23 protein-coding genes, 1 tRNA gene and 1 pseudogene are annotated in these 21,491 nt (G+C 73.5%); 13 read left to right on the plus strand and 12 right to left on the minus strand.

Going from position 1 to position 21,491, the window contains the following annotated elements; genetic code table 11:
* The first annotated feature begins 16 nt into the window (after positions 1-16).
* Positions 17-1,678, plus strand: coding sequence for an amidohydrolase (locus AB0A69_RS29595; RefSeq protein ID WP_361428396.1), 1,662 nt, complete (start codon positions 17-19; stop codon positions 1,676-1,678).
* A 103-nt stretch (positions 1,679-1,781) separates the two neighbouring features.
* Positions 1,782-3,524 carry a transglycosylase domain-containing protein gene (locus AB0A69_RS29600; RefSeq protein WP_361428397.1) on the plus strand — a complete coding sequence of 581 codons (1,743 nt, stop codon included), beginning with the start codon at positions 1,782-1,784 and terminating at the stop codon, positions 3,522-3,524.
* Positions 3,525-3,594: 70 nt separating this feature from the next.
* Here AB0A69_RS29600 and AB0A69_RS29605 read toward each other — a convergent pair whose 3' ends face one another.
* From AB0A69_RS29605 to AB0A69_RS29615, 3 genes are read right to left on the minus strand one after another with little or no spacing between them, the layout of a single operon-like run.
* On the minus strand, positions 3,595-4,230 hold the full coding sequence (locus AB0A69_RS29605; protein ID WP_361428399.1) for a class F sortase: 636 nt from the start codon (positions 4,228-4,230) through the stop codon (positions 3,595-3,597).
* Positions 4,227-5,102 (minus strand): hypothetical protein, encoded by an 876-nt coding sequence (locus AB0A69_RS29610; protein ID WP_361428401.1) that lies wholly within the window; start codon positions 5,100-5,102, stop codon positions 4,227-4,229. Before AB0A69_RS29610 ends, AB0A69_RS29605 begins: the two co-directional genes overlap by 4 nt.
* Positions 5,103-5,133: 31 nt before the next feature.
* A complete protein-coding gene (locus AB0A69_RS29615) occupies positions 5,134-5,499 on the minus strand; it encodes a hypothetical protein (RefSeq protein WP_361428403.1) in 366 nt (121 codons plus the stop codon).
* Positions 5,500-5,651: 152 nt separating this feature from the next.
* Between AB0A69_RS29615 and AB0A69_RS29620 the strand changes: the two genes are divergently transcribed.
* Positions 5,652-6,146: an ATP-binding protein gene (locus tag AB0A69_RS29620; RefSeq protein WP_361428405.1), complete on the plus strand. Its 495-nt coding sequence runs from the start codon at positions 5,652-5,654 to the stop codon at positions 6,144-6,146.
* 39 nt (positions 6,147-6,185) lie between these two features.
* On the opposite strand, the gene AB0A69_RS29625 is transcribed toward AB0A69_RS29620, so the two are convergent.
* On the minus strand, positions 6,186-6,713 hold the full coding sequence (locus AB0A69_RS29625; protein WP_361428407.1) for a DinB family protein: 528 nt from the start codon (positions 6,711-6,713) through the stop codon (positions 6,186-6,188).
* A gap of 25 nt (positions 6,714-6,738) precedes the next feature.
* Entirely contained in the window at positions 6,739-7,680 is a 942-nt protein-coding gene (locus AB0A69_RS29630; protein WP_361428409.1) for an NADP-dependent oxidoreductase, read from the minus strand.
* 143 nt (positions 7,681-7,823) lie between these two features.
* Between AB0A69_RS29630 and AB0A69_RS29635 the strand changes: the two genes are divergently transcribed.
* Positions 7,824-8,558 (plus strand): hypothetical protein, encoded by a 735-nt coding sequence (locus AB0A69_RS29635; RefSeq protein ID WP_361428411.1) that lies wholly within the window; start codon positions 7,824-7,826, stop codon positions 8,556-8,558.
* Between the two features lie 316 nt (positions 8,559-8,874).
* Positions 8,875-9,231, plus strand: coding sequence for a hypothetical protein (locus AB0A69_RS29640; protein ID WP_361428413.1), 357 nt, complete (start codon positions 8,875-8,877; stop codon positions 9,229-9,231).
* An 82-nt stretch (positions 9,232-9,313) separates the two neighbouring features.
* Here the strand turns inward: AB0A69_RS29640 and AB0A69_RS29645 are convergent, their stop codons facing one another.
* Entirely contained in the window at positions 9,314-10,189 is an 876-nt protein-coding gene (locus tag AB0A69_RS29645; protein ID WP_361428415.1) for an alpha/beta hydrolase, read from the minus strand.
* Positions 10,190-10,380: 191 nt separating this feature from the next.
* Here AB0A69_RS29645 and AB0A69_RS29650 point away from each other — a divergent pair, with 191 nt between their 5' ends.
* Entirely contained in the window at positions 10,381-10,920 is a 540-nt protein-coding gene (locus AB0A69_RS29650; protein WP_361428417.1) for a hypothetical protein, read from the plus strand.
* 767 nt (positions 10,921-11,687) lie between these two features.
* Here the strand turns inward: AB0A69_RS29650 and AB0A69_RS29655 are convergent.
* Positions 11,688-11,761: transfer RNA gene (locus AB0A69_RS29655), tRNA-Pro, on the minus strand.
* Positions 11,762-11,814: 53 nt separating this feature from the next.
* Entirely contained in the window at positions 11,815-14,478 is a 2,664-nt protein-coding gene (locus tag AB0A69_RS29660) for an AAA family ATPase (protein WP_361428419.1), read from the minus strand.
* A gap of 121 nt (positions 14,479-14,599) precedes the next feature.
* On the opposite strand from AB0A69_RS29660, the gene AB0A69_RS29665 reads away from it, so the two are divergent.
* Complete coding sequence (locus AB0A69_RS29665; RefSeq protein ID WP_361428421.1) at positions 14,600-15,178, plus strand: DUF309 domain-containing protein; 579 nt, start codon at positions 14,600-14,602, stop codon at positions 15,176-15,178.
* A 30-nt stretch (positions 15,179-15,208) separates the two neighbouring features.
* Here the strand turns inward: AB0A69_RS29665 and AB0A69_RS29670 are convergent.
* Positions 15,209-15,340 (minus strand): annotated as a pseudogene (locus AB0A69_RS29670) (NAD(P)-dependent oxidoreductase); the annotation flags it as partial.
* Between the two features lie 84 nt (positions 15,341-15,424).
* A complete protein-coding gene (locus AB0A69_RS29675; RefSeq protein WP_361428423.1) occupies positions 15,425-16,042 on the minus strand; it encodes a TetR/AcrR family transcriptional regulator in 618 nt (205 codons plus the stop codon).
* Between the two features lie 147 nt (positions 16,043-16,189).
* Here AB0A69_RS29675 and AB0A69_RS29680 point away from each other — a divergent pair, with 147 nt between their 5' ends.
* Together AB0A69_RS29680 and AB0A69_RS29685 are read left to right on the plus strand one after the other, a co-directional pair.
* A complete protein-coding gene (locus AB0A69_RS29680) occupies positions 16,190-16,945 on the plus strand; it encodes a phosphatase PAP2 family protein (protein WP_361428425.1) in 756 nt (251 codons plus the stop codon).
* The gene (locus AB0A69_RS29685) at positions 16,942-17,781 is read left to right on the plus strand and encodes a hypothetical protein (RefSeq protein WP_361428427.1); all 840 of its coding nucleotides are present in this window, start codon (positions 16,942-16,944) and stop codon (positions 17,779-17,781) included. Before AB0A69_RS29680 ends, AB0A69_RS29685 begins: the two co-directional genes overlap by 4 nt.
* Here the strand turns inward: AB0A69_RS29685 and AB0A69_RS29690 are convergent.
* A complete protein-coding gene (locus AB0A69_RS29690; RefSeq protein WP_361428429.1) occupies positions 17,771-18,136 on the minus strand; it encodes a DUF488 family protein in 366 nt (121 codons plus the stop codon). The genes AB0A69_RS29685 and AB0A69_RS29690 overlap by 11 nt on opposite strands.
* Before the next feature lie 128 nt (positions 18,137-18,264).
* Here AB0A69_RS29690 and AB0A69_RS29695 point away from each other — a divergent pair, with 128 nt between their 5' ends.
* Both AB0A69_RS29695 and AB0A69_RS29700 read left to right on the plus strand, forming a co-directional pair.
* Positions 18,265-18,516 (plus strand): hypothetical protein, encoded by a 252-nt coding sequence (locus tag AB0A69_RS29695; RefSeq protein WP_361428431.1) that lies wholly within the window; start codon positions 18,265-18,267, stop codon positions 18,514-18,516.
* Positions 18,517-18,661: 145 nt separating this feature from the next.
* Positions 18,662-19,039 carry a hypothetical protein gene (locus tag AB0A69_RS29700; RefSeq protein ID WP_361428433.1) on the plus strand — a complete coding sequence of 126 codons (378 nt, stop codon included), beginning with the start codon at positions 18,662-18,664 and terminating at the stop codon, positions 19,037-19,039.
* A 143-nt stretch (positions 19,040-19,182) separates the two neighbouring features.
* Here the strand turns inward: AB0A69_RS29700 and AB0A69_RS29705 are convergent, their stop codons facing one another.
* Positions 19,183-19,506: a bifunctional 3-phenylpropionate/cinnamic acid dioxygenase ferredoxin subunit gene (locus tag AB0A69_RS29705; RefSeq protein WP_361428435.1), complete on the minus strand. Its 324-nt coding sequence runs from the start codon at positions 19,504-19,506 to the stop codon at positions 19,183-19,185.
* 245 nt (positions 19,507-19,751) lie between these two features.
* On the opposite strand from AB0A69_RS29705, the gene AB0A69_RS29710 reads away from it, so the two are divergent.
* Both AB0A69_RS29710 and AB0A69_RS29715 read left to right on the plus strand, forming a co-directional pair.
* Complete coding sequence (locus tag AB0A69_RS29710) at positions 19,752-20,543, plus strand: IclR family transcriptional regulator (RefSeq protein WP_361428480.1); 792 nt, start codon at positions 19,752-19,754, stop codon at positions 20,541-20,543.
* Between the two features lie 314 nt (positions 20,544-20,857).
* Positions 20,858-21,478 carry an MBL fold metallo-hydrolase gene (locus AB0A69_RS29715; RefSeq protein ID WP_361428437.1) on the plus strand — a complete coding sequence of 207 codons (621 nt, stop codon included), beginning with the start codon at positions 20,858-20,860 and terminating at the stop codon, positions 21,476-21,478.
* Positions 21,479-21,491: the final 13 nt, after the last annotated feature.

Here is a 21,491-nt window from a genome sequence, read left to right on the forward strand (position 1 = left end):
TCAGGAGCACCACCGCATGTCACCCACCCCCGCCGACCTGGTCCTGCGCGGCGCCCGCGTCCACACCGTCGACCCGCGCCTGCCGCACGCCGAGGCCCTCGCCGTACGCGACGGGCGGATCGTCTGGCTCGGCGCCGACGCGGACGCCGACGCGTGGACCGGCCCCGGCACCCGCGTGATCGACGCCGCCGGACGGCTGGTCCTGCCCGGCTTCATCGACGCGCACAACCACGTACGCCTGGGCTCCGACGACGCCTGCGTCCAGCTGGCGGGCGTCTCCACGCTCGACGGGATCCACGCGCGCATACGCGCCTGGGCCGAGGCCCACCCGGACGCCGAGTGGATCGAGGCGGAGGCGTTCGACTACTCGGCCATCCCGGGCGGCCGCATGCCGCACGCCCGCGACCTCGATCCGGTCACCGGCGACCGCCCCGCCTTCGTCCTCAGTTACGACGTCCACACCGCCTGGCTCAACACGGCGGCCCTGCGCCGGCTGGGCATCGACAGCCGGCGTACGGACCTGCCCTTCGGCGACGCCGAGACCGACCCCCTCACCGGCGAACCGACCGGCTTCATCAGGAACTTCGCCATCAAGGGCCTGTCCCGGGACGGCCACCGGGCGCTGCGCGAGCTGGGCGTGCCGTGGGCCTCGCCCGACCGGCAGTACGGGCGCCTCGCCAAGAGCCTCGACGACGCGGTCCGGTTCGGCATCACCACCGTCGTCGAGCCGCAGAACTCCCTCGACGACCTCGCCCTCTTCGAGCGCGCCCGCGCCGAGGGGCGGCTGCGCAGCCGTCTCGTCGCCGCCCTGTTCCACCCGCGCGGCACGGGCGACGCCGACCTGGACGCGTTCGCCGAGGCGGCCCGCCGCTACGACGACGACCGGCTGCGCGTGGGGCCGCTGAAGCTGTACATCGACGACGTCGTCGAGCCGCGCACCGCCGCCCTCCTGGAACCGTACGCGGGCTGCGGGCAGCACCGCGGCGACACGTTCTACCCGCCGGAGGAGTTCGCGGAGCTGCTGGCCCGGCTCGACGCGCGCGGCTTCCAGTGCTTCGTGCACGCCACCGGCGACCGGGGCATCCGCACGGTCCTCGACGCGGTCGCGCACGCCCGCGCCGTCAACGGCCCGCGCGACGCCCGCCACCAGGTGGTGCACGTGGAGTGCCTGGACCCGGCGGACGTGCCGCGCTTCGCGGAGCTCGGCGTGGTGGCGTGCATGCAGCCGCGCCACTGCGCGCCGGAGATCGCCGGCCCGGGGCAGGACTGGGCGGAGAACGTCGGGGCCGGCCGCTGGCACAAGGCGTGGCCGATGCGCAGCCTGCGGGACGCCGGCGCGGTCCTGGCCTTCTCCAGCGACTGGAACGTCGCCGAGATGGACCCCATGGTGGGCCTGTACACGGCGGTCACCCGCCGCCCCCTCGGCGGTGGCGGCGATCCGTGGATGCCGCACGAGACGGTGGACGTCGAGACCGCCGTGCACGGCTACACGATGGGCTCCGCCTACGCCAACTTCCTGGAGGACGACCTCGGTTCACTGACCGTGGGCAAACTCGCCGACTTCGTCGTGCTCTCGCGTGACATCCTGCGCTGCGCCCCCGCGGACATCCCCGGGACCGTGGCGGAGACGGTCGTGGTCGGCGGGGAGGTGGTGCACGCGCGGCACGCCGCCGCCTGAACGCCCCACCGGCACCCCGCGTAGTACGGGACGAAGCGACCGTACGAAAAGGGGGCGATCATCCGTGATTCCTCGCATCCATCGGGCGGGGGTGAGGGCGAGGGTGCGGCTCCGCGTCGACTACCCGCGCCGGGGCCGCAGCGGGCTGCGGCGGTTCCTGCCGTCCTGGCGCCAGGTGCTGGGCCTGGCGCTGCTCTGCTGCGGCGCGCTGGCCGCGCTGGTCGGTTACGTCTACTCCACGGTGCGGATCGTGGACGTGAACGCCTCGGCCCGCACGGAGGCCACCGTCTACTACTGGGCGGACGGCACCCAGATGGTCAGCGTCGGGGCGGTCAACCGGCAGAACGTGCCCCTGTCCGACATCCCGGTCTCCCTCCAGAACGCCGTGATCGCGACCGAGAACGCCGGCTTCTACACCGACCCCGGCTTCTCGGTCCGCGGCCTCGCCCGGGCGGTGTCCAACATGGCGCAGGGGGAGGAGATCCAGGGCGGCTCCACCATCACGCAGCAGTACGTGAAGAACACGTACCTGACGCAGGAGCAGACGCTGGACCGCAAGCTGCGGGAGCTGTGTCTGGCGGTGAAGCTGTCCAGGAACCTGTCGAAGCAGGACATCCTCCAGGGCTACTTCAACACCAGCTGGTTCGGGCGCAACGCCTACGGGGTGCAGGCGGCGTCGGTGGCGTACTACGGCGTCGACGCCAAGGAGCTCGACCCGGCCCGCGGCGCCCTGCTGGCCGCGCTGCTCAAGGGAGGGGACCTGTACGACCCCTCCCTGAGCGAGGCTCACCACCGGCGTGCGGAGGCACGCTGGCGGTACGTGCTGGACCGGCAGGTGGAGCTGGGGTTCATGTCGAAGGAGGAGCGGGCGAGGTACACCGTCTTCCCCGAGCCGCGCCCGCGGTCGGCGTCCCTGCCCACCAGCCTGTCCGGCCAGACCGGTTACCTGGTGGACGTGGCGAACAAGTACATCGAGCGGCGGACCGGGCTGACCGCCGAAGACCTGGGCCGCGGCGGCTACCGCATCCGTACGACCTTCGACCGGGCCCTGGTGGAGCAGCTCGAACGGACCGTGGAGGACGTCACCGCCCGGTCGGCCGGAGCCGGCGAGGGCGTCCGGGGCCTGCAGGTCGGCGCCGCGTCCGTACGCCCGGACGACGGGGCCGTACTGGCCGTGTACGGCGGGCCCGACGCGACCGAGCACTTCGCCAACAACGCCGACACCTCGGGCGTGCCGGTGGGGTCCGCGTTCCGGCCGTTCGTCCTGGCGGCCGCGGTGCGCGACGGCGGCGGCCCGGACGGCGTGGAGGAGGTGGACCCGCAGGACGTGGAACCGAGTACCGCGCGGGACGTGGCGGTCGGCGCGGGGCTGCTGCCGCAGAGCATGGCCCCCTTGGACCGGTCCTTCACCTCCGGTACATCGACCCCCAGTGCCGTGCGGATGGCGGACGCGTACGCCACCTTCGCCAACGGCGGCCGGCACGCCGACCTGTACGCCGTCACCGCGATCACCTACCAGGGCGAGCCCCTGGACGGCCTGGGGCGGCCGGACGGGCGGCAGGTGCTGGACGGGGGCGTGGCGGAGGAGGTCGTGGAGGAGATGCGGGACGTGGCCGTGAACGCGCTGGACCCCGGCACCCTGCGCACGGTCGGCCCGGTCGCCGCGGGCCGCACCGACCCCGGGGACCGGCTGCCCGCCGCCTGGTTCGTGGGCGCGACGGAGGAGATGTCGACCGCCGTGACCGTCTTCCGCGCGGAGCCCGGCAAGGACGGTCTGCTGCCGCTGACGGGTGGTGAGGAACTGCCCCTGGAGATGTGGTCGTCGTACACGACCACGATCCAGTAGGCGGCGAGGGTACGGCGAAGAGGCCGGCGTCCGCTCCCGGACGCCGGCCTCTTCGCGTACGCGGTGCGGGTCAGCCGGTTCCGCTGAGCCGGGCGAAGACCACCACGTTGTCGGAGTAGTAGCGCTGCGACTCGTCGTACTGGCCGCCGCAGGTGATCAGGCGCAGGCCCGCGTGGTCGATGTTCTTGTAGACCTCGACCGTGGGGAAGCGGTTCTTCGGGTACTGCGCGACGCGCTCGACCTCGAACGTGGCCTTCTTGCCGTCCTCGCGCTCGACCTCGATGGGGTCGCCGGCCTTGAGCGAGGTGAGCCGGTGGAAGACGGAGGGCGCGCCGTTCCAGGTGACATGGCCCGCGATCACGGCCGGGCCCTTGTCACCGGGGGTGGGGCCGGGGACGTACCACCCCGCCTTGGCGGGGTCCTTGGGGGTCTCCATGGCCCCGTCCTTGTTCTGCCCGAGCCGCTCCAGGGTGGAGGTGACGCCGATGGAGGGGATGGACAGGCTCCGGGGGGCGGGCTTCCCGTTCGCCGCGGGCTGCTGTTGTGCCTGCTGTCCCGGCGGTTGCTGGCTGGGCGGTTGCTGTCCCGGCTGCTGCTGCGGGGGCTGCTGTACGGAGGCCGACTGCGGTGGCTGCTCCCCGCCCGCGCACCCGGCGAGCAGGAGGCCCGCCGCCATGACGCCCGCCGCCGCGGCGCGGCCCCTCACGCGGCGCTCCTGCCGTACCCGGCGCGTGCGCGCCCCCGGACCCGTACGAACGCGCCGGCCACCGCCGCCACGCCCGCGGCTCCGGCGCCGAGCAGTGCGGCGCTGGTCTGTGCAGTCGCGGCGGTGCCTCCGCCGGTCTCGACGCCGCCGACCGGGATGGAGCCGACGGCCGCGCCTTCCACCAGGCCGCAGGTGGCGGGAGCGGTGGCCTCCTGCGGGAGCTTGGGGTCGAGGTCGCTCTTGCCGACGCCGAAGTCGTACTCCTCGTTGCCGTTCGGGTCGATGCCGTGCTGGACGACGTGCAGGTCCTTGATGTGGTCGGCGACGTCCTGGGAGACGTCGATGGTCCGCTCGTAGGACAGCTTGCCGTCCTTGTCGGCGACCGGCATGCGGTCCACGGCGAGCCCGCTGTCGGGTGTGGTGTCGCCCTCCGTGGTGAGCGAGATGTTGATGTCGCCGTAGATGGGCACGCCCTCGCTGGTGGTGACGATCCCGTCGCCGTCCTTGTCGGCGCTCGCGTCCGGGCAGCGGAAGTCGTGGCCGTCGGTGGAGCCGTGGATGTGCTGCGCGTGGGGCTGTCCCGGTGTGAGCCCCTCGGACTCGATCTTCACGGTCAGCCGGGTGCCGTCGAGGCTGAGCATCACCGTGCCGTTCGCGCCGGAGTCGTTCAGCGGGTCCAGGTCGATCTGGAACGCCGACCCTTCGGCGGCCTGACCGCCGGCCTGACCGCCGGTCCGTCCGCCGCCGTGGTCGTCGGCCGTGGCGGAGGGCGAGGCGGCCGCCGCGAACGCGAGGGCGGCGGGCAGGGCGATGAGCGTGGTGAGACGTGCGGTACGGCGGGTCGTACGACGGCCGGTGCGCTGGGCTATCACGATGCGTTCGTTACCTTTCGGGTGTCGTCCGTCAGCCGGTGCGGCGGACCTGGGCGTGCTGGGGGGCGGGGGTGTGCGGCGGGAGCGTGGCGACCTGCGCCGTCTCGCTCAGCCGCGTCACCTGCGGCCGGGCCCGGTCGGCTGCCGCGGTGTCGGGGAGGGGCGGGGGCGGTGCGGCCCTGTGCCGCTCGTCGGGTCCGTTCGCCACCGAGGACCAGGTGCGCAGGCGGTGGCTGGCGGCCTCGTCGAGGGTGACGGGCCCGCCGCGCTGCTCGGCCAGCCGGCTGGCCTCGCGGCCGAGGGCCGCCACGTCGTCCCAGCCGAGGCTGAGCACCACGGAGAGCTCGGCGCCGCCGCCCGGGAGCCCTTGCATCATCGGTTCACTGCGATCGGTCATATCGCTCCTGTCGTCGAGCCTGTCGTCGAGGCAGAGACGTGTCGCCGCACCTGGCAGGGCGCAGGTAGCCGGTAGTACGCAGTGCGCGGGCGTCATGTTCACGGCGGGCCCGGGCGTGCCATCGTGGTCGTCGGACGTGCCATCGTGGTCGTATGGGATCGCCGACGGGCAAGGACGTCGCCGTACTGGTCGGGTTGCAGGCGTCCGGGAAGTCCACCTTCTACGCACGCTGCCTGTCGGACCGGTACGCGCTCGTGAGCAAGGACCTGATGCCGCGGAAGGCCCGCCACAAGCAGGCGCGGCAGATGCGGCTGGTGCGGGAGCACCTGGCCGCCGGGCGGCCGGTGGCGGTGGACAACACCAATCCGTCGCCGCAGGAGTGGGAGCCGCTGGTGGAGCTGGCCCACGCCGAGGGGGCGACGGTGACGGCGTACTGGTTCCCGCCGGACGTGGCGGGCTCGCTCCGCCGCAACGCCGCCCGCGAGGCCGGTGACCGCGTCCCGGACGTCGGCGTCCTGGCCACGCTCAAGCGGCTGCGCAGGCCGTCGCGGTCGGACGGGTTCGACGACGTACGGGAAGTGCGGTTCGACGGCCACGGCGGCTTCGAGGTACGGCCGCTGCACCCCGTGCGGCCGGTGCGGCCCTGAGGCGGCGGCCGGCCCCGCCGCACGGGGCGGTGACAACGCTTACCGCTGAGCGGTGGTGCTGGCCCCGTCCAGCGCTTCCCGGATGATGTCGGCGTGGCCGGAGTGATGGGCCGTCTCCCGGATCAGGTGGAGCAGGATCCGCCGCGCCGACCAGTAGACGGTCTCCGGCGGGGACCAGGGAGTCCTGGGAAGGGGGACGCTCCGGTCCAGGTCCGGCAGGGCGATCACAGCTTCTTCGAGCATGCGCGACGCGGTCTCGTAGGTCTCCAGCAGCGCGGGGAGGGTGTCCTCCTCGCTCATGCGGTACTGCCCGGTGTCGAGCATGCCGTCCGGGATCTCCCCGTCCCCCTTGGCCATGATCTGCGCCCACACCCGCTCGCCACTGGCCATGTGCTTGACGATCCCGCCCAGCGTGAGCTCGCTGACGGTCGTGCGCTGCGCGGCCTGCGCGTCGGTGATGCCGCGGACGGTGATGAGCAGCAGCTCCCGCTGCTCGGCGAGGGCGCGCAGCAACTCGCCGCGCTCGCCGGGGAGAGGGGTGGCGGGGCTCTGCGATGAAGTGGTCATGGACTGACCGTAGGAACCGTATAGGTCAGTTCGCGTCCTCCATTCCATCGACGCTGAGCACCAGCTTTCCGCGGGTACGGCCCGAGCGGCTGAGGTTCCACGCCTCCGCGGCCTGGTCGAGCGGCAGGACGCGCTCCACGTGGACCGCGAGGCGCCCTTCGTCGGCAAAGGCGGCGAGGGCCGCGAGGTCGGCACTGTCGGGGCGTACCCACACATAGTGGCCGCCCTTCGCCAGGGCGTCCGCGTCCACGATGGACGCCAGGCGCTCGGGGCTCGTGAGCAGCTCCCGGGAGACCTCCACCGCGCCCTCCCCGACGAAATCGAGCGCCGCGTCCACGCCCTCGGGCGCGAGCTCCCTGACCCGGTCGGCGAGCCCTTCGCCGTAGGCGACCGGCTCGGCCCCGAGGGAGCGCAGGAAGTCGTGGTTGCGGGGGCCGGCGGTACCGATGACGCGGGCGCCCAGGGCCACCGCGATCTGGGTGCAGAGGGACCCCACCCCGCCGGCCGCGGCGTGGACGAGGACCGTGTCGCCCCCGCGTACGCCGACGCGCTTGAGCGACTGGTACGCCGTCAGGCCCGCGAGTGGCACCCCGGCGGCCTCCTCCCAGCTCAGCGCGGCCGGCTTGCGCGCGAGCATGCGGACGTTCGCGGACACCAGTTGCGCGTACGCGCCGTGCTGGACCTCGTCCTTGCGGACGTACCCGTACACCTCGTCACCGACGGAGAACTCCCCGGCGTCCAGGCCCACGCGCTCCACGACGCCCGCCACGTCCCAGCCGGGGATCATGGGGAAGTGGGCCTCCATGAGTCCGTCGAGGAGTCCCTCGGCGATCTTCCAGTCGACCGGATTGACCCCCGCCGCCTTCACCCGGACCAGGACTTCACCGGGCGCCACCTTGGGCTCGGGCAGCTCGACGAGGGCGAGCTGCTCCGGGCCGCCGTACTGCTGCAGTGCCATCGCTTTCATGATCACACCATAAGCATCGGCAACAGCGGACGGCGGGCGTTCCGGGAACACCTGTGCAGATGCCGGGGCCGACCGGGGTGGTGCTGAGAGGATGGTGCGGAGTGCCGCACCACTCACGCGATGAGGAGGATGAGGAGGACTTCATGGACACCGCCGACGAAGGACGGCAGCAGTTGGACGCCGCGAGCGTACTGAACGCGAAGCAGACGCTGCTCCAGTTGCTCGCCCGGGCGGGGGTCTTCTCGGGCGATGCCGAGGAGTTGATCGGGCTCGTCGAGGCTGGAGCCCTCGCCGTCGCGTACCGGAACATCGGCGAGATCGGGCGGAGCGCTCCGGGCGGGAAGGGAGAGCTGTACGAGACGGGCTGGCTCGACGGCGCCCAGGCGGTCACCGACGGACTCGGCGACCTCGCCGACCGGGCGCTGCGGCAGGCCGTCGCCTCCGGCCCGTCCGCCTCCGCTCCGGACGACCGCCCTCCCGTCAGGAAGATGCAGGTGGAGCGGGCGAAGGTGACGGTCATGCCCCTCTACCTCTCCTTCACCGACGTCTCCGACCTCGACCCCGAGGTCTCCGAACAGGTGCTCACCGCCGTCCTCGGCACCATGAACTCCCGCGAGCGGGCCGGGTACGCGGGGCGGCTGGCCGAGTTCGCTTCCGTCCACCGCGTACGCCTGGAACAGCTGTACGCCCAGTACGGCCCCGGCAGCGCCATCGCCATCCACGGCCGCTACTCCCTCATCCACTCCCCCACCAGCATCGCCGTACTGGAACGGCTCGCCACGGCGCCGTCGGAACTGCGGGAGGAGTGGGACGCCGCCGAACTGCCGCCCGCCTGGCTGGAGGGCCTCACGACGGCCTGGGGTTCGTCGGCCTCCTGACCGCATGGTGCCGCGTCGCCGTCGGCTCCGGGAGTGCGGGTGCGGCGCCGTCCGCCTCGGGCCGCCGGAGTGCGGCATGGGCGGACGGCCCGGCCGCCCGGTGCGTCGCGTCCCCGCCCCCGCGTCCGGGAAGCCCGCCTCGCGCCTGAGCCGTTCCAGTGAGGCTCCCCATCCTCGGCCGAAGAGGACACGCGCGAGCGGGCGGTCGATCTCGGCTGGATCGACGTGTAGCCGGACACCCGGGTCTTGACATGATCATGCCCCCTCTGTTGGGTGGGTGCAGCCAGTCGAGGAGTCGACCTACGGGGGTAGTCACATGAGAAACGCGCTTCGGGCGACGGTGGTCGCCAGTGCCACACTGGCGCTCGGCGGAGTGGTGCTGGCCGGCACCGCGCAGGCGGCGACGGCCGGGTTCTTCCTCGGGGACGGCGTGAACATCCGCACCTGTCCCTACACCTCGTGCACGGTGGTGGGCCAGGGGCAGCGCCTGCAGACCTTCAACGTGGACTGCTGGACGGACGGCACGTCCGTATCCGGCAGCACGGTGTGGGTGCGTGGACGGAACGCCGCCACCGGCGTCTACGGCTACGCGTCCGCCGTGTACGTCAACTCCTCGGGCAACGGCACGCCCGGCTCCGGGGACAGGTGGCGGTATTACGCCCCGCACTGCTGACGTCCGGGCGGGTCGGCCCGCCCACCTCGATGGTGACGGCGGGCCCTCCTGCCGTGGGCATGCCCGCACGCCGCCCGGCCCCTCATGGGACGCGGGAGAGCAGGGTGCGCAGCACGGCCTCGGTGTGTGTCCAGAGCAGGGAACCCGCGGCGGCGGGAAGCAGGTGCCGGGTCGCCATCGGGATCATCCGGGCCAGTGAGGCGCCCAGGTCCGGGGAGTGGACCGGGCTCGTGTCCTGCTCCCCGTACCAGAGGTCGACCGGAACGGCGATGCCGGCCGGGTCGAAGGGCCAGCGGGCCATCGCCAGGACGGTGTCGCGGGCGTAGCCCGCCGGGCCCTGGCTGAACGCCTCGTCCATCGCGCGCCGGAAGGCGTGCCGGAAGACCGCGTCGGTGTAGACCGCGCGATCGGCCTCGGAACCGGTGGTGACGACCAGCTCCCACAGGGCGTCGGCGCTGCCGAAGCCGGCGAAGGAGGCCATGGCGGCGTCGGGGTCGGCCGCGACCGCGTCCACCATGTCCCTGACCTGCGGGGCGAGCACATCAGCGAAGCGCGGATGGGCGAGTTCGTCGCTGCCGGAGACCACGGCCACCGCCTTCACCAGGCCGCTTGCCGCCAGCGCGAGCGCGAACGGGGCCCCTTGCGAGAACCCCACCGCCAACGGGTCGCGCAAAGCCCGCTGCTGGACGAAGTGCTGGATGTCGGTTGCCCAGTCGGTGAGGGTCCGGCCGGGAGCCCGGTCGGAGGCGCCGAGGCCGGGCCGGTCCACGCTGATGAGCCGGATCGCGGCCGCATCGACGAGGCCGCCGCCGAATCCGAGCCATCTGCTGGTGGCCGCCCCCGGGCACACCAGCACCGGGATGCCGTCGACCGGGCCCCACTCCGCCCAGCCGAGGAGCCGGCCGTCCGGCAGCCGGGCCTCTCCCAGCCGTTCCGGCTCCGCTACGCCATAGTCCATGATCCGTACCGTTCGTCCATCTGCTCGACGCTCCACGATAGGACGGGGCGGAACACGGGTGTTGGACTCCCCCCGCCTGCGGACCGACGCCGTGCGGCCGCGGACGTGAAGGTGCGCGCTGTGCGACACTGCGCGCCACACGGATGCTCGTGGTGGGGGGCTGACTGGTGGGTGTGCTGAAGAGGCTGAGGATGCGGGCGAGCCTCGTTCCGGTGCTGGCGGGGGCGTTGCTCCTGTCTGTGACGGGGTGCTCGCCGGAGCAGCGTCCGCTGGTGGCGGTGTACGTGGACCAGCGGGGTGTCCCGTACGCGCTGCTGAGGTCGTGCGACGACGACGGCCGGGTGCGCGGGCCCGGGCTGCGCGGCACCCTCGCGCGGGGTACGGAAGGTGCCGCACCGGACGAGGCGCGGGGCAGCGCACCGGCGGAGCCCCTGGCGGAGGACTCCTGGACCGGTTGGGATACCCGTGGGCACCACGAGGCCGCCGACTTCCCCCTGTTCGCCCCACCCTCGTCATGGTCGGCCGAGACCCGTGGTCCGCAAAGCCTGCAACCGGCTCACTCGTATGAGCTCGCGTTCGCCGACCCCGACGACTCCTACGCCTACACCGCCTCGGTGACGTTCGACGCCCGGGAACTCGCGGCGTTGCCGACCGGACAGGTGCTGACCGGCCAAGGCGCCATGCCCAGCGGGGCGTTCGAGGACCTCGCACGACAGGCTTGCCGAGGGTGACCGCTCACCCGCGTACCCGCCGCGCCACGTCGGGGCACCGCGTCGCCGACTGCGGCTCGGACGCCGAATGACCTCTCGGCTCAACAGTCGGCGCGCCTGAGGAAAGGACTCGTGAAGGTCGGAATGTCGCAGATCAAGGGGACGCCCAAGTGCGCGTGCTGCGGAGGAAGGAACGAGCGCAGATTCGTGTCCAGCGGAGACGAAACCGTGTGGACGTACGTATGCGACAGCGCCAAGTGCCACGAAGATCAGAAGGAGATCGCCAAGCGGGCGGCGAGGCACCGATGACCCGGACAAGTTCGAACGGATAGCCGAGTACCTCCGGGGTTACTGAGGATGGCGGTGTGGGCGACCGTCAGGCACCTCCGCTGACCGCTCCTCTTGTCCTGGGGCTAACGGTCTCCGCCCGGGCGTACGTCAGGTGCGACTCACCGACCTCGCCCCAGCTGGGCACGGGTGACGGCAGCCCAGTGCGCCGGGTCTGTCGTCACCAGGTGCGGTACGCCGAGAAGGGCCGCTCCGCTCCCTTGTCCCAGCGGGCGACGATCCACAGGAGACGATCGCGCCACCCAGCATGATGAGCCACGACAGGGCCTTGTTCGCGATCATCGGGCGGCCGTATCTCCACCGCGGTCCCTGCATGACGCCACATCGTGGTCGCCCGCTGACGCGGTCAAGGCGCGTGGGTCCCCAAGTGGTCCCCAGAAACGATCAAGGGGCCGTTTCAGATTGCTCTGAAACGGCCCCTGACCTGCGACTTCGCAAAGTCGGGACGACAGGATTTGAACCTGCGACCCCTTGACCCCCAGTCAAGTGCGCTACCAAGCTGCGCCACGTCCCGATGCGCGTGTCCCCCGGCTGGTCGCCGCGGTGAGCGCGCAGGAAAAGATTACCTCACTCTCGGCGTGGGTTCGTCTCCCGGGCCTCGCGTGCGCGGGTCGCGAGGGTGTCGGCGCCGCAGGTGGTGGCCAGGGTGGCGGCGCGGGTCAGTTCCGCCGGGGAGCCGGCGCCGAGCCCGAGGTCGTACCGGGCCAGGGCGTGTTCGTACGCGGAGGGGGAGGTCTCCAGGTGCCGGACCGCCCGTTCCAGGAGGTGGACGGCCTCGTCGGGGCGGGCGAACAGGGCCGCGCAGCGCAGGGCTTCCCCGAGGGCGGTGGCCGTGCCGAAACGTTCGGCGTGGGCGCGGGCCTGTTCGGCATAGCGGGCCGCGCGGGGCCGGTCGGCCGGGGCGAGGGCGCGGGCCAGGTCGCAGGCCCAAGGGGCCCAGACGGGGTTGAGGCGGCCGCGTCGCTCCAATGCGCGGCCGGCCGACTCCAGTTCCGTGACGGCCTCCCGCGTGCGGCCTTCGGCGAGCAGGAGCCGGCCGTGGACGCAGGGACCGTCGGGCACGACCATCGCGTGCGGCCAGGGCGGTCCGAAGCGGTAGTGGTCCGCGACGGCGCGGGCCTCCGCGGTCCGGCCCCGGGCCAGCAGCGTGTCGATGAGCAGGCAGACGGCGTCCCACTGGACCGGCAGCCCGGTGCCGAGTCGGTCGGCGAGGCGCAGCGCCTCGCGCAGGAAACTCTCGGCCTCCACGAGCGCGCCGCGGCGGCGGTGGGCCAGGCCGAGGAGGGTGTGGGCGAAGGCGAGGTGGGCACCGCTCCAGCCGGAGATCTCGAAGGCGCGCACCGCCTCCTCGAACAGGGCGCGGGCGTGGTCGGGCCGGTCGGTGAAGGCGTACGCGACGCCGACCATGGCCGGTGTCTCGCAGCCCCACTCGGTGTCGGTCCAGCCCAGGCCGCGCGCCGGACGGCCGTCGGGGAGGGAGCGCGCGCACAGGTCGAGGACGTGGTCGGCGTTCTCGCCGCGGAGCATCGCGTCGAAGGCGCGCAGCGACAGCAGGGCGCGTTCGGCGTTGTCGGCTCCGGGGAGGCGGCCGGCGAGGTCCGCGAGGCGGCGGGAGCGGCCGGGTCCGTCCTCCTCGGCGGCCTGGAACCCCTCGTACATGAACCGGGCCGCTTCCAACCGCGTCCGGGCCGGCCCCGGCGGCGTCCGCGCGGCCTCCGCGGCGACGGCGCGGGCCGCCTCGCGCGGCTCGTCGGTGTGGGCGAGGGCCTGCGCGAGGCGGCAGGTGGCGTCGGTGCGCCGGGGCCCGGTGAGGCCCGGCAGGGCGAGGGCGGAACGCAGGTAGCGCACGGCGGCGGACGGCGAGGTGAACAGGGCGGCGCAGCCCAGTTCGTACAGGACCTGCGCGTACGCCTCCGGGGGCGGCGGCTCCTGCAGGGCGCGTTCCAGGCAGCGGCGGGCCGCCGCGGGGGCGCCGAGGGCGAGGTACTCGCGGGCGGCCTCGCGCAGCTGGGCGACGACCTCCTCGTCGTCGTCCGGGTGGATTTCGAGCAGGTGGCGGGAGGCGGCCGCGGCACCGAGGCCCGCGCGTGTGAGGGCCCAGGCCGCCCGGCCGTGCATGGCGGTGCGGAGGGCGGGCGGGATGGAGCGGTATATGGCGGTGGCGATGAGCGGGTGGACGAACTCCAGGTGGTCGGATCCGGTGACGATGCGGGCCTCGCGCAGCCGTCGCGTGCAGTTCTCCGCCTCGGCCGCCGTCATCCCGGCGAGGCTGGCGGCGAGGGACTGCGAGATGTCGGTGCCGAGCACGGCGGCCGCCCAGGCGAAGCGGGTCGGGCCGGTGCCGAGCCGTTCCAGCCGCGCCACGAGCCCGCTGCCGCGCGCGGAGGCGGCCAGGTCGCGCAGGAGGGCCGCCGACGCCTCGACCGGGGTCAGCATGCGGTCCTGGGCCTTGGCGAGGAGCTCCACCGTCTCGTACGGGTTGCCCCCGGTCAGGGTCCACACCTCCCGGCAGAACGCCTCGTCCGTCTCGTCGCCGAGGACGGCCCGGACCATGCCGGCGGTGGCGTCCGCCGTGAGGGCGCGCAGGGTGACGCGGAGCCTGGCCGCCTCGCCGAGCCGGTCGAGCAGGGCGGTGGCCGGGTCCGCCCCGGCTCTGGGGCGGTGGGCGAGGACGACGAGCACCGGCAGGGCGGGCAGGCCGACGGCGAAGGACGCGAGCCAGCCCAGCGATTCGGCGTCCGCCCAGTGCGCGTCGTCGATGATCAGGACGAGCGGGCGGTGGTGCTGGTGGCGGTGGCGTTCGGCGAGCCGCGCGACGAGCCGGTCCAGCCCGTCCCGTACGCCCTGCGGGTCGGTGAGCGGGGCGCTCGGGACGGTGACGCCGAGGGCGGGGGCGGTGATGTCGTACCGGTCGGCGAACAGCCGCCGCAGCTCGTCGCCGTCGTACGCGGCGAGGGCGGGTTGCAGCAGTTGCCGCACCACGTGGAAGGGGACGGACGTGACGGTCTCGCCGCCGCGCGCGGCGTGGACGGTGCAGCGGTCGGCGGCGATCCGGCGTACGGCGTCGAGTAACGCCGTCTTGCCGATGCCGGATTCACCCCGGTAGACCAGCAGCCCGCCGGAGGCGCCGGCGCCGCACAGCGTGTCCACCGCGCGGGCCGCCGCGGCGAGCTCCGGTTCGCGCTCCAAGAGCGGTACGGACAGCCGGTGTTCCGACCGGGACGGCAGCATCGCCTTCCCTCCCCCACGAAGTGCCCGGGCATGTGTGCGTCTCCGGACCCGAGGGTAGCCGCGCCCCGGCGGCGGAGGACATGGTTGGGAACGCTCCCGCCGGAAGGGTGACAATCGAGGCGTGAACACGACGCGAAGGGACCGCGACCCCGAGGGCCGCGCACGCAACGCACGCCCCCGCGACGGTCTGGGGCGCCCGCTGCCGTACGGCGCGCCGGGTGTGGAGCGCCAGCCGGAGGGGGTGGTGCGTACGCCCGGGGAAACCCTCCGCGAGGCCCAGCGGCTGCTGGACGCGGGGCTGCCGTTCCACGCGCACGAGGTCCTGGAGGACGCGTGGAAGGCGTGCGCCGGGGAGCGGGAGGAGGAACGCGAGCTGTGGCGGGGCCTGGCGCAGCTGGCGGTGGGCCTCACGCACGCGGCGCGCGGGAACAGGGCGGGCGGGGCGCGGTTGCTGCGGCGCGGAGCGGAGCGGATCCGTGCCTTCTCGCCCGTGTACGGGATCGATGTCGGGGGGCTGGTGGAGTGGGCACGGGGGCTGGCGGGCCGGCTGGAGGGCGCGGCCGAACTGGTGGTCGAACTGGTGGCCGACCCGGGGATCGATCCGGTGATCGATCCGGTGATCGATCCGGTGATCGATCCGGCGGCGGAAGCGCCGCGGCTGGTCGCGCCCCGGCCGGGGGATGCGGAGGGCCGGGGATGAGTGGCGGGCCGGAGAGGGGCGCGCGAACGGCGGGTACGTGACAGCGTCGACACCCGCCGTCCGGAGCAGGGCGGTGCCCTGGAGCCATCCCTTCAGGACGCTCCGCGTCATGGCCAGGCCCGCCACGTCGTAGAGGGACGCCGGCCCATGGTCCTCCCCCAGGTACGTGACGGTGCCGAGGGTGCCGAGCGCCGACTCGTGGGCCTCGAAGTCCCCCGCGCTTCGACCGTGCCCCCGAAGGGCCTTCTACCGCACGGCCCGGCTCGGCGCGAGGCCCAGCGCCGGGAGCAGGACCGCCTCCAGGAGGGCCGGGAGGGCGTCCTCGCCGGTGAAGCGGTCGTCGAAGAGGCGTTCCACGCGCAGGACGCCGAGGAAGCAGGGGGCGACGAACGCGATGGCCGGGTTGGCGGGGTCGAGTTCGCCGCGGGCGATGCCGCGCTGGAGCATCGCGTCGAGCGCGGCGACCTCGGGGTCGATGACCGTCTCGCGCAGGGAGCGGCGCAGGTCGGAGTGGAGCAGGTAGGCCTGGCCGACGGCCTCGATCAGTTCGGTGTCGCGGCCGCGGCGGGTCGCGGCGGCCTCGGCGGCGGCGCGCAGGTCGCCCGCGAGGGAGCCGGTGTCGATGTCGGTGAAGAGCGAGCGGCGGCTCTTGGCGAGCGCGGTGGTGACGAGCTGTCGCTTGGTCTTCCACTGCCGGTAGAGGGTGGCCTTGCCGCACTTGGTGCGGGCGGCGACGCCCTCCATCGTGACGGCGTCGTAGCCGCCCTCCCGCAGCAGGTCCATGACGGCCGCGTAGAGCTCCTGCTCACGCTCGGGAGTGATCTTGCTGCGGCGCGCGGCGGCGGTGGCGGGCTGCGTGGACATCGGGTTCTCCCCCGCTGACGGATGCCTTGGTGCGCCTGCGAGGTTACCCCATCGAGACGGGTGCGTATCGAGACGTTTGCGTATCGATGAGACGGGGCCTAAGCTTTCGGTTTTGTTGCCTGAGCGAACCATCAGAGGGGCCGGACCATGGCTGCCGGGATACCACCGGAGACGACCGCCACCCCGCGGCCGCCCCTGGTACGGGAGCTGGCGCTGGTGACAGCGCTGTTCCTCGTCTACAAACTGGGCCGGCTGGCCGCCAACGGCCACGAGGGCCGCGCCTTCGGGAACGCCGCCCACGTCTGGGAGCTGGAGCGGGCCGTCCACCTGCCGGGTGAGGGGTGGGTGCAGCGGCTGCTGCTGCACGACGGGACGGTCGTCCACGCGGCGAACACGTACTACGCGGTCGTGCACTTCCCGGCGACCGTGGCCTTCCTCGGCTGGCTGTACTGGCGCCGGCCGGCGCACTACCTGTGGTCCCGGCGGGCGCTCGCGCTCCTGACCGGCGCCGCGCTCGCGCTCCACCTGCTGGTGCCGCTCGCGCCCCCGCGGATGCTCGCCGAGGCGGGCCTGGTGGACACGGCGCGCGTCTACGGCCCGTCGGTGTACGGGGCGACGCCCGAGACGGACACGATGGCGAACCAGTTCGCGGCGATGCCGTCGCTGCACGTCGGCTGGGCGCTGATGGTCGCGATCGGGATGATGGCCGCCACGCGGGGCCGGTGGCGGCCGCTGTGGCTGCTCCATCCGCTGCTGACGCTGCTGGTCGTGGTCGGCACCGCCAACCACTACTGGCTGGACGCCCTCGTGGCCGCCGTACTGCTGGGCGGTGTCCTCGCCGTCGTACGGGCGCCGTGGGCCGTGCGGCGCGGGCCGGTGCTCCTCGGGGTGGCGGCGCGATGAGGGCGACGCTGTTCGCGGTGGTGCTGTCGCTGGCCTCGGCCGCCGGATACGCGCTGGCCGCGGTCGTCCAGGCGCGGCTCGCCCCGGCAGGCGGCCTGCGGGCGCTGGCCGCACGCCCCCTGTGGTGGTGGGCGATCGGGCTCAACGCGGCGGGCGCGCTCACCCATGTCGCGGCGCTGCACTACGGGCCGCTCACCCTGGTCCAGCCGCTCGGCGCGCTGACCCTGGTGGCCGCGCTGCCGGTCGGGGCGTGCTTCGAGCGGCGGCGGGTGCGCGCGGCGGAGTGGCGCGGGGCGCTGTGGACCCTGGGCGGGCTGGTCGGCCTGGTCGCGGTGGTGGGCCCGGCGGCGCCGGGCGACGCGCTGTCCCTGCCGGAGGGGCTGGCGGTCGCCGCGGTGACGGCGCTGGCGATCGCCGCGCTCGTACGCCGGGCCGGCCACGGGTACGGGCTCGGGTTCGCCACCGCGTCGGGCGTCGCGTCCGGCGTGGCGTCCGCGCTGACGCAGACGGTGACCGCCTCGCTCGCGCGTGAGCTGCCCGGCGGGCCCCTGGCGGCCTGGCAGACGGCGCTGCTCGCCGTGCTGGTGGCGGTGTTCGCCACGGGTGGGCTGCTGCTGTCGCAGGCCGCGTACCGGGGCGGGCTCGCCGCGCCGCTCGCGGTGGTGAACCTGGCGAACCCGGCGGCGGCGGCCGTGATCGGCGTCGCGCTGCTCGGCGAGGGCTTCCGGGCGGGCCCGGTGGGGTGGCTGGTCGCCGCGGGCTCGGCGGCGCTGGCGGCGCGCGGCGTGCTGCTGCTGACGTCCGGTCAGCGCGTGGCCGCTCCGGTCACCGCCTGAGGAGCTCCGCGAGCACGGCCGCGTGGCTCTCGGCGGGCTCCTTGGAGGCGGTCAGCAGCGTGAGCGGCCCCTTCCGGGCGAGCTCGCGCAGCCGGTCGAGGGCCTCGGCCGCCTCCGGGGCGGCCAGCTCCGCCTCGTACCGCTCGCGGAACTCCTCGTACGTGCCCTCGCCGGCGTGGTACCAGCGGCGTAGCTCGGTCGAGGGGGTGACGGACTTGGGCCACTCGTCGATGTGGGCGTCCGCCTTGGCCAGACCGCGCGGCCACAGCCGGTCGACGAGGACCCGTGTCCCGTCGCCGGGCTCCGGCGGCTCGTAGACCCGGCGGAGTTTCGGGCGATGAGCGGCTTTTGTCATAATTCCAGGCTAGGCGACCCGAGGGTCGAGGAGGCGGTGTGACAGGTGGGGCGGCTTCGCCGCCGGGCGATGGTGGACCGGGCCGGGCCGGGCGATCGTGGACGTTGACCGGACGATAGGTTGCCGCCATGCCGCTGACACCAGACGACGAGATCCGCAGTCGCGAGGACTTGGTCGCCTTCGTCCACGCCCTTCACCACGACTTCCTCCGCCATGGTCACGAATGGGAGAACCAGACCCTCGACGCCTTCCTGGACGCGCTCGCCGCGTGGATGAACGACTCGGAGGGCTGGTACCGGAATTTCGGCAAGGAGCTCCCCGCCGGCGGTGACTGGACGTTCCTCGCTCGAGCCCTCCAAGCGGCGACCGTCTACGAATGACCGGCGAGGTCTGATCAGCCGCGAAGGCGCCATCGAGCGGGGACCGCTGTTTCGCGCACGTACCCGGAAGTGGAACCCCGCGCTCGCCGAACTCGCCGATCCCGCCGCTGATCAGGCCGTCCGTGACCGTCAGACCGCATCGTGGTTGGCGTCCCTGTACGACCTCGCCCTCCTCGCGGGCATGTACGTCATGTTCGCCGGATTCCTGCACGGCGCCGCCATGGTCGCGCCGGCCGGCGTGACGGCGGGTGAGTTCGCCGCCATGGCCGCGCCGTGGCTGACCGCCATGACCGGGGCTTTCGACGGGTTCGCCGCGGTGATCGACGGCGGGGACTACACCGTCGAGAGGCAGCAGAGCCTGGAGTTCTCCGACCTCGGTGACCTCGTGGCCGCCAGTTCCGCCCAGGGCATCGGAACCGAGGTGATCGCGATGGTCCAGCGGCTCATCCAACGCCAGATCGACGCGGGCCACGGAAAGGAGGGCTTCGCCCGCATCATCGAGAGCATCAAACAGCCTGGCTGAGCCTCGCGTGGGCGCGTGGGCCACGGTTGCCTCGTAGGGCGGTCGTCCCCGCGTGCATGGCGCGGCTCTCGTGAAGCGGGCCGTCCCGCTCCGTCAGGGCGCGGGCGCCGGACAGCCCTGCGGGCGAGAGCGCGGAGGGCGCTTCATGCGGCGCTGTCCTCCTGCGCGGACGGGACGACGTGGACGACGCCGTCCGCGACGACCACGCGGTGGGTGCGGACCGGGCGGCGCGCGGGCAGGCAGGTCGGCCGGCCCGTACGGAGGTCGAACGCGGCGGCGTGGAGCGGGCACTCGACCAGGCACCCCTCCAGCCAGCCGTCGGAGAGGGACGCGTCCTGATGGGTGCACGTGTCGTCGATGGCGTACAGCTCGCCGTCCTCGGTGTGGAAGACCGCGATCGGCGGGCTGGTGCCGACGCGCACGGACTCGCCGACGGGGAGTTCTTCGAGGCGGCAGACGGGAATCACGGGTCCCCCTCCGTGGTCCGGGAATCCAGGACCCCTGGGTAGCATGATGTTTCGCATGGCACATGAGAGAGCGCGATGCGCAACAGAATCCGGTCGGGTCGCCCGCCGCGTCAAGGGCTTCCCGAAGATGCGGCCCGAACCGGGCGCCAGAGGGTGGGAGTTGAGCTGTGACCCATGACCAGTCAGTGGCCGAACAGCTCCCCGACGACACCCGCGAGGACGCGCACGACGACGGGCGCGAGGACGTGCGTGACGACGGGCGCGAGCGGGCCTCCAAGGGCGCGGCCGGCTCGATCCAGTCGGTGGACCGCGCGGTGAGCGTGCTGGAGATCCTCGCGCGCCTCGGCGAGGCCGGTGTCACGGACATCGCCGACGAGCTGGACGTGCACAAGTCGACGGCGTTCCGGCTGCTCGGCGTGCTCGAGAACCGCGGCCTGGTCTCGCAGGCGCAGGACCGCGGCAAGTACTTCCTGGGGGCCGGTGTCCTGCGCCTGGCGGGGGCGGCGGCCGTCCGGCTGGACATCTCGCAGGAGGGCGCACCGGTCTGCCGGGAGCTCGCCGACGAACTGGGCGAGACGGTCAACATCGCGGTGCTGGACGACGACGCGGCGGTCAACATCATGCAGGCGCGCGGCCCCGCGTCCGTCACGGCCCAGAACTGGCTGGGCAGACGGACCCCGTTGCACGCCACCTCCAGCGGCAAGGTGCTCCTCGCCCACCTGCCGGCGACGCTGCGCGAGGGGCTGCTGGCGCGGGCGCTGCCGCGGTTCACGGAGTACACGGTGACCAGCGCCGGGATGCTGCGCGCCGAGCTGGAAGCGGTGCGCCGGCAGGGGTTCGCCCTCGTCACGGAGGAGCTGGAGCTCGGGCTGAACGCGGTGGCCGCGCCGGTACGGGCGCACGACGGCAAGGTCGTCGGCGCGCTGAGCGTGTCCGGGCCCGCGTACCGGCTGGAGCGGGACCGGCTGCCGGAGCTGGCGCAGCGCACGGTGTCGGCGGCCGACGAGCTCTCCCGGCGCATGGGGTACGGCTTCTGAGCCGAGGAACACGCCCGGAAACGGAGCTCCGTTCCTCCGCGGGGTCGGGGGAACCTGGCCCCGCGTCGTCGTGGGTCCGGGCGTTTCACGGCGCCCGATGCTTTTGCGCGCCGTTCGTCCGGGCCTCTTGACGGTCCGTCGGCGTCCTTCCCAGTATGTTCCTCGCCGCGCAACGCATCGCGCATTGTGCAACAGCAGAGGAGTGCTGTCGTGCCCTCGGAGCCCCCTGAGTCCTCAGAGCCCCCTCAATGTGAGCCACGCGAGCTCCACGACGCGGACCGGTGCGGCGAGGTGCTGCCCTCGGTGGCCGTACGGTGAGCGGCGTGCGTGCCGAACGGGTCGTCACCGCCGGCACCTTCGGCCTCGACGGCGAGACCTTCGACGTCGACAACAACGTGTGGCTCGTCGGCGACGACGAGGAGGTGCTCATCGTCGACGCCGCGCACGACGCCCGGGCGATCGCGGCCGCCGTCGCGGGCCGCCGGGTCACCGCCATCGTGTGCACCCACGGTCATGACGGTCACATCGGCGCGGCGCCCGCACTCGCGGAGGCCACCGGCGCGCCCGTCCTGCTGCACGCCGCCGACCGGGCGCTGTGGGACACGGTCCACCCGGGGCGGCGGCCGGACGGTGAACTGCGCGACGGGCAGCGGCTGCTGGTCGCCGGGGTCGCGGCACGGGTGCTGCACACCCCCGGTCACACCTGGGGCAGCTGCGCGGTCCACGTCCCGTTCCTGGACGCGGTGTTCACCGGGGACACCCTGTTCCACGGCGGGCCCGGCGCGACCGGCCGCTCACACTCCGACCAGGCGACGATCATGGCGTCCCTGCGCAGGCGGCTGCTGCCCCTGTCCGGCGCCACCGTCGTGCACACGGGGCACGGCCGCGACACCACGATCGCCGCCGAGCGGCCGCACGTCCCGGCCGCCGTCTGACACCCCCGACACC

The sequence above is a fragment of the Streptomyces sp. NPDC045431 genome, assembly GCF_040646655.1.
GTDB lineage: Bacteria > Actinomycetota > Actinomycetes > Streptomycetales > Streptomycetaceae > Streptomyces.